This is a genomic window from Kluyvera intermedia, assembly GCF_021440345.1.
Lineage (GTDB): Bacteria > Pseudomonadota > Gammaproteobacteria > Enterobacterales > Enterobacteriaceae > Kluyvera > Kluyvera intermedia_A.
The window spans coordinates 1-5475 of record NZ_JAKCNS010000067.1; the positions used below are offsets into that span (position 1 = coordinate 1).

Below are 5475 nucleotides of genomic sequence, written 5' to 3' on the forward strand. Positions count from 1 at the left end.
AAGTTGGCAGCATCACCCTTGCATATTACAGCTACGTCCGGAGCCTTAAACCTTACAGGCGCCAACAAACCATAGCCCTCAATTTAGGTCTTGTGCTCCGCCGCACCCCTGCGGCTTAAAAACGCGGGTCGTCGATGCCGGATTATTAACCAGCTTCTCCACCGCCCTGCGGGGCCGTCTGACCAGCTCCCCACCACAGTTAGGGCAACGCATATTCATCTTCCCGGCGCACGCTATACAGAAAGTGCACTCAAAAGAGCAGATCAGCGCCTCGCCGGAGTCGGGAGGCAGATCGATATCGCAGCATTCACAGCCGGGCCTGAGTTCCAGCATCGATGTTTCCTTCTATTAACGGGGCAGGATAGCTCAATCCCCCATCCCCACAGTATACATAACTGCTGGTATTAATAGCATTAAGTAACTACTGGTCTTCTGTCAGCTCAACCGCGTCAGTCCACGCTCTTTTCAACGATACTCTGTTTCGGTGCAAAAATTAGTATGTACCCTTGCAACAGAAAAAACTGTATAGATAACCAGTGAACATAACTATCAGGTAACCTATATGAGCAGAGACAGATATAACCTTTCCATCGCCGTATTCGTTTTGCTTCTTAAAGATAATGAGATCTGCATGCTGAGACGAGGTAACACGGGCTGGATGGATGGCTACTTTAGCTTGCCCGCCGGCGGGCTGGAACAGGGCGAACCCCTTTCGCACGCAGCGATCAGGGAACTGAGGGAGGAGACAGGGGTTGTTGCATCCCCTTCTGAAATAACACTTGCCCATACCATGCATGTGCGGACTGAAAACCGCTCATGGATAGGCCATTATTTTATATGCCAGAAGTGGAGCGGTGTTGCTTTTCTCGCGGAACCGGACAAACACGCTGAACTCATCTGGCGAAATATCGCTACTCTGCCTGAAAATACCATTCCGTATGTCCGGCAGGCGATCGAAGCCATACAGGTTGGCCAGCGTTATTCAGAGTTTGGCTGGAGCAGCATTGGTTAAGTACGTCCCTTTCTGACGCCACTCAGCCCCGGGCGCTTGCCGTGGCATGAAAACTTAAACGCCCTTCAGCAGAGGAAGCAGATGGTTTTCGGTAAGAGGAGCGAGCTTAACATCCTGATGCAGTTCCGGTTCAAACCAGATGACTTCCTCAATTTCAGCAGTGGGTTCGAAAGCGCTTCTGTCCGCGCTGATACGGAAGATATCAGCACATACAGTATGACCAGGCTCATTAGCGGCGGTATCGGTGAAACGACCAACGGGTACAAGCTCATCCGGCGCAACGGTGAAATGGAGTTCCTCTTCAAGCTCGCGTATAAGTGCGGCTTCCGGGCGCTCGCCCGCTTCAGGCTTGCCTCCGGGTTGCATAAAGTAAAGCGTGCCGCGCTTCCTCACTAGCAGGCAGCGCCCTCTGCTATCAGTGATAATTGCCGCTGCAATATTAATTTGTCCTGTGGTTTTCAAAAACACCTCATCTGTAGTTGTTGAAGGCTTCCGGAGCCCGCAGACTAGCGGGCATTGACGGCACTCATCAGATCCTGCCACAGCGCATTGGCTGTCGCCTGATAGCCTTCCGCCGTCAGGTGAATAAGGTCCGGACGGGCTTTACCCTGGTTTGCCAGACGTTCAATACTGCAACGACCACCCATCCAGGCGTACCAGTCCCAAAAGAGCGTATGTTCGTTTTGCGCAACCTGCTTCTGGATATCAATAATCGACTGAAGCACGGGGGATTCCCGCTGGCTACAATCAGCGCCTTTTTTATTCATCACGCTGCTTCCCGGGCCGACTAACAAGACCGCGGCGTCAGGCTGCATCTGACGTATGATTCTGATCTGTCGGGTCAGGTTTCGCTGATACTCCGCCAGATCAATATCCGTGTTAAAGGCTTCGTTGGTGCCGTAGGCGAGGATCACCAGATCCGGTGCCAGCTTATTCAGCACCGCGCCCCAGTTATCATGCCATTTGTCGAGAATAGAGATCTGCGCGCCATTGGTGCCCAGCGCGCTGACAATAACGCCATGCGGCTGCGCAGATGTCAGCCACAGACCGGCAAGCTGCGCCCCGCCGCCGTCCGCAAGTGACAGAGAAAATGAAGAAGGAACCTGCGCCGCGTCGGACAGCGCCCAGTGTCCCTGCGTATCCCCGAGTGCCAGCGGCTGTTGCTGGAGTTGCAGGGTCGCTGCCCCCTGGGAGCGATACAGCACCTGAGCCTGAATTTGCGCCTCGCCATCACGCACATTAACCTGAATATCGCTGCTCCCGGTGAGCGGAGTGGCAATATTGCCGCCCAAGGTAAAGCCAGGATTGCTCAGCCGCCGGCTATTCTCAAGCTTCCAGTTTTTTGTTTTGCCATAACTCACGTTGTTATAGCGGTTTCCGGGAACGGCCATCGGGCTGACAAAGCCAATACCGCCATTGCCATACTTTTCCTGAAATGCCTGCCGGAGCTGGCCGGAAAGAAAATCAGCGGCGGTATGCGAGTCCCCCAGCACCAGAATATGTGTGCGCCGGGTGTTACTGTTGCGCAGTTTTTCAGCCAGCGCTGTCAGCCCCGGATCGCCATTATCCGTCCATAACCCGTGTGATTCCTGACGCGGCGCGGAGGCTTCTTTCACCCGATCCGCCGTTTGAGTGCAGGATATGAGGGCCAGCGCCGAAATCAGCAAAATGACGCTGGTGGAAAATAGCAGACGATTATTTTTCATAAAGCTCCTCACTTGCCGGTGACACAAAGTGAATTTGCTCAACAATCTTGCTGGCAATGAGCTGAGCACCGGCCGGGGTATAGTGTATACCGTCGCTGGCTCTGACGCTCTTAAGCTTGCCATTAATCATCGCGGAAGAGGCATAGAGGTCTGCCTGATATCCAAACAGCGTATTGACGCTGATAACCACCCCGCCGACCTGTTTCACTTCCGATTCATACAGCCTGTTGAGAATTGCCATCCCCTTGTTTAACTTGGCCTTCTGCATATTTGGCGGCAATACCCAAATCACCGGGATATTGTACTGGTTACCCAGCTCAAGAATTTGGCGGATACGACTGCGGTATTCGTCATCCCATGGTTCACTACCAAATCTGAGGTAGGTTCTGCTGTTTTTTACCGGCATATCCCAGGGATCATTCGGCCCGAGGAACACGGCGATAAGACCGATATCTGCATTACCCATCAGCGCCTTTTTAACGGTAGCTGGCCAGTCAAAGAAGCCTGGATAAGCAAGGCCGGTGCTGCGTTTGCTCAGATCGATGCCGGAGGCCTGGTAATCATCATGCAGTATCTTCAGCACTCGCGGCGCCACACCTTCCATCATGGAATCGCCAACCATCAGCACCTTGCGTCCGGAAGGCAGAAGCGCTTTGCCCTCTTCATCATATAAGTGACTGGCCACCTCGAATCCGCTATTTGCCTGCAGCTCGTAGATAAAAGATGGCCGACGGGTGGAAATCCATTTGCCCAGTTGCCGTTCGTCAACAGGGGTATCCGCCGCCACATCAGCGGAAACCAGCAGATCTGCCGGGGTGTTCAGGCTCGCAGGCGTCGGCATCAGCGCACTGCCCGTGAGTTGGGCGATAAAGGTCCCTTTTGCCACTTCCGCCGCAGACATGACTTTTGCGCCGGTCAACCAGACAGGTGAAGTAACAGATGCCCAGGGACTTTCCCGATGAAAATGTAATGCCCAGTACTGATTCAACGACTGCTGATTAAGCCATATCAGGCCCAGCATGCTCGTAAAAATGATCAATGAAGATTTGAGCGTCTTGTTGATAATGTCGGCGTAATCAGAAATTTGCATAAATGAATCCAGGCACCCCTGACGGAGCAAAGAAAAAGGCAATCGCCAGCACGGGAATAATCACCAGTGGGAGCGCATACCATTTGATGTTCAGCAGGAATGTCGCCAGCTGATTACGTATCTCAACAATCCACGGGTAGCAGATAAAGAATGCGGTAAACATCGCGATTATCGTCATATCGTCCATGGTGACAGAGGCGAGATCCCCCTGAACCATATTCAGAATGAGACTGCACGCATCCGGAAGATTCCCGGCCCGGAAAAATATCCACGCAAAGCAGACAAAATGAAAGGTGATCAGACGCGCCAGCAGATCCGGCAGAACTATTTTTTGCAGCGCCGGCGAGCGTTTTTCCCACAGATTGTAGATAACCAGCCCCGCACCGTGCAACGCGCCCCAGATGAAGAAATTAAACCCTGCCCCATGCCAGATGCCGGAAATAATCATCGCCAGCATCAGGTTGATTTGGGTACGCGAAAACGAGCCCCGGCTACCGCCTAAAGGAATATAGATATATCTGAGGATGAAACTGGACAAGCTCATATGCCAGTTTCGCCAGAACAACTTAAGGTTCGCGGCCTGATAAGGATGGGAGAAGTTTCGTGCAATTCGGAAGCCAAGCAGTAACGCCAGCCCGGTGACTAAATCGCTATAGCCGGAGAAGTTAAAATAGATATTCCACGCCCAGCCATAAATGGCAATCAGGGTTCTGGCGGCGGTTTGCCCCTCTGGCAGTTCGAATACCCCAGTGACAAAGCTGTCATTGAGCCATGAACTGAGCAAAAAGAGCTTCACCAGCGCCAGCGCAATCAACAGCAGTGCACGTTTAAACTCCAGTATTCCTGGTCTTTTGCCGCTGATTTGCGGCAACAGCTCACTGGCATTATTCACCGGCCCGGCAATCAGTGTTGGGATAAAATTGACGTATAAGAATGTACTGAGGACATCGGGCCTTTTCAGCTTCCCATCAATGACACTCATCACCATGCTGATAGAGTTGAATAGATAAAATGACATCCCCAGCGGCAACAGCATCGTCATTACCGGTAACGAGAGATGAACACCGAGCGCCTCAAGGTTAATTTGCAACCACTCATTCATGGAGGCGTAATATTTAAATACGGCAAAAAAGACAACCACCAGAACAGACAGCGCCAGGATCGCGGTTTTTTTTCTGGTGGATTTATCAGCGAAACAAACCAGTCCCCAGACCAGCAGACTCCAGGATAGCAGGACCAGCAGCGCGTTTATTCCGCTCAACCAGACAAAAAAGTATCCCGCCAGCAACAGCATCACATTTTGCAGCTTAAACCAGGGGGCCAACAGCCAGTAAACAATGAAAAACATCCAAAAAATCAGTAAAAACTCAATGGAAAACAGCGTAGCCATAGATATTAATCCCAGGAAATCCCTTCAGGTGTGGCAGTACCAGCCGAACCAGAAACGCAATTCCCAATCTGTTTATGATGCTGTACGGCGTAATCGCTAAGGAGGATGGCTCCTCTGGGGGCAGCATATCGGAGTGGCAAGCGTCGTCTCGAGTTCGCAGATCGACATAGCATGCGCGAAGAGATCCCGGCATGGCAGAGAGTATTATGAACAGAGAGGTGGCGATAATACGGGCGAGAAAAAAGATATTCTGTGAAGCTAAGGAAGGTGCGAATAA

At 51.9% G+C, this 5475-nt stretch carries 7 protein-coding genes; 1 reads left to right on the top strand and 6 read right to left on the bottom strand.

Annotated elements, in window-relative coordinates; all coding sequences use genetic code 11:
- Positions 1-78: 78 nt before the first annotated feature.
- Positions 79-333, bottom strand: a complete 255-nt coding sequence (locus LZ634_RS17605) for a DUF1272 domain-containing protein (RefSeq protein ID WP_128348986.1) — start codon at positions 331-333, stop codon at positions 79-81.
- 229 nt (positions 334-562) lie between these two features.
- On the opposite strand from LZ634_RS17605, the gene LZ634_RS17610 reads away from it, so the two are divergent.
- The gene (locus LZ634_RS17610; RefSeq protein WP_128348985.1) at positions 563-1012 is read left to right on the top strand and encodes an NUDIX hydrolase; all 450 of its coding nucleotides are present in this window, start codon (positions 563-565) and stop codon (positions 1010-1012) included.
- Positions 1013-1066: 54 nt separating this feature from the next.
- Here the strand turns inward: LZ634_RS17610 and LZ634_RS17615 are convergent, their stop codons facing one another.
- The 5 genes from LZ634_RS17615 to LZ634_RS17635 all read right to left on the bottom strand — a co-directional run.
- Positions 1067-1456, bottom strand: coding sequence for an NUDIX hydrolase (locus LZ634_RS17615; protein WP_164881372.1), 390 nt, complete (start codon positions 1454-1456; stop codon positions 1067-1069).
- Between the two features lie 62 nt (positions 1457-1518).
- Positions 1519-2718, bottom strand: a complete 1200-nt coding sequence (locus LZ634_RS17620) for a GDSL-type esterase/lipase family protein (protein ID WP_223952609.1) — start codon at positions 2716-2718, stop codon at positions 1519-1521.
- Positions 2708-3808, bottom strand: coding sequence for a DUF459 domain-containing protein (locus LZ634_RS17625; RefSeq protein ID WP_137397078.1), 1101 nt, complete (start codon positions 3806-3808; stop codon positions 2708-2710). Before LZ634_RS17625 ends, LZ634_RS17620 begins: the two co-directional genes overlap by 11 nt.
- Positions 3795-5198 (bottom strand): MBOAT family O-acyltransferase, encoded by a 1404-nt coding sequence (locus tag LZ634_RS17630; RefSeq protein WP_137360316.1) that lies wholly within the window; start codon positions 5196-5198, stop codon positions 3795-3797. The genes LZ634_RS17625 and LZ634_RS17630 overlap by 14 nt, the downstream gene beginning before the upstream one ends.
- A partial coding sequence (locus LZ634_RS17635) for a hypothetical protein (protein WP_234507554.1) occupies positions 5176-5475 on the bottom strand: 300 nt, incomplete at its 5' end. The genes LZ634_RS17630 and LZ634_RS17635, both read right to left, overlap by 23 nt.

Coding starts and splice junctions, on each gene's coding strand:
- LZ634_RS17605 (WP_128348986.1), bottom strand. CDS start 333: ATGCTGGAACTCAGGCCCGGCTGTGAATGCTGCGATATCGATCTGCCT.
- LZ634_RS17610 (WP_128348985.1), top strand. CDS start 563: ATGAGCAGAGACAGATATAACCTTTCCATCGCCGTATTCGTTTTGCTT.
- LZ634_RS17620 (WP_223952609.1), bottom strand. CDS start 2,718: ATGAAAAATAATCGTCTGCTATTTTCCACCAGCGTCATTTTGCTGATT.
- LZ634_RS17625 (WP_137397078.1), bottom strand. CDS start 3,808: ATGCAAATTTCTGATTACGCCGACATTATCAACAAGACGCTCAAATCT.
- LZ634_RS17630 (WP_137360316.1), bottom strand. CDS start 5,198: ATGGCTACGCTGTTTTCCATTGAGTTTTTACTGATTTTTTGGATGTTT.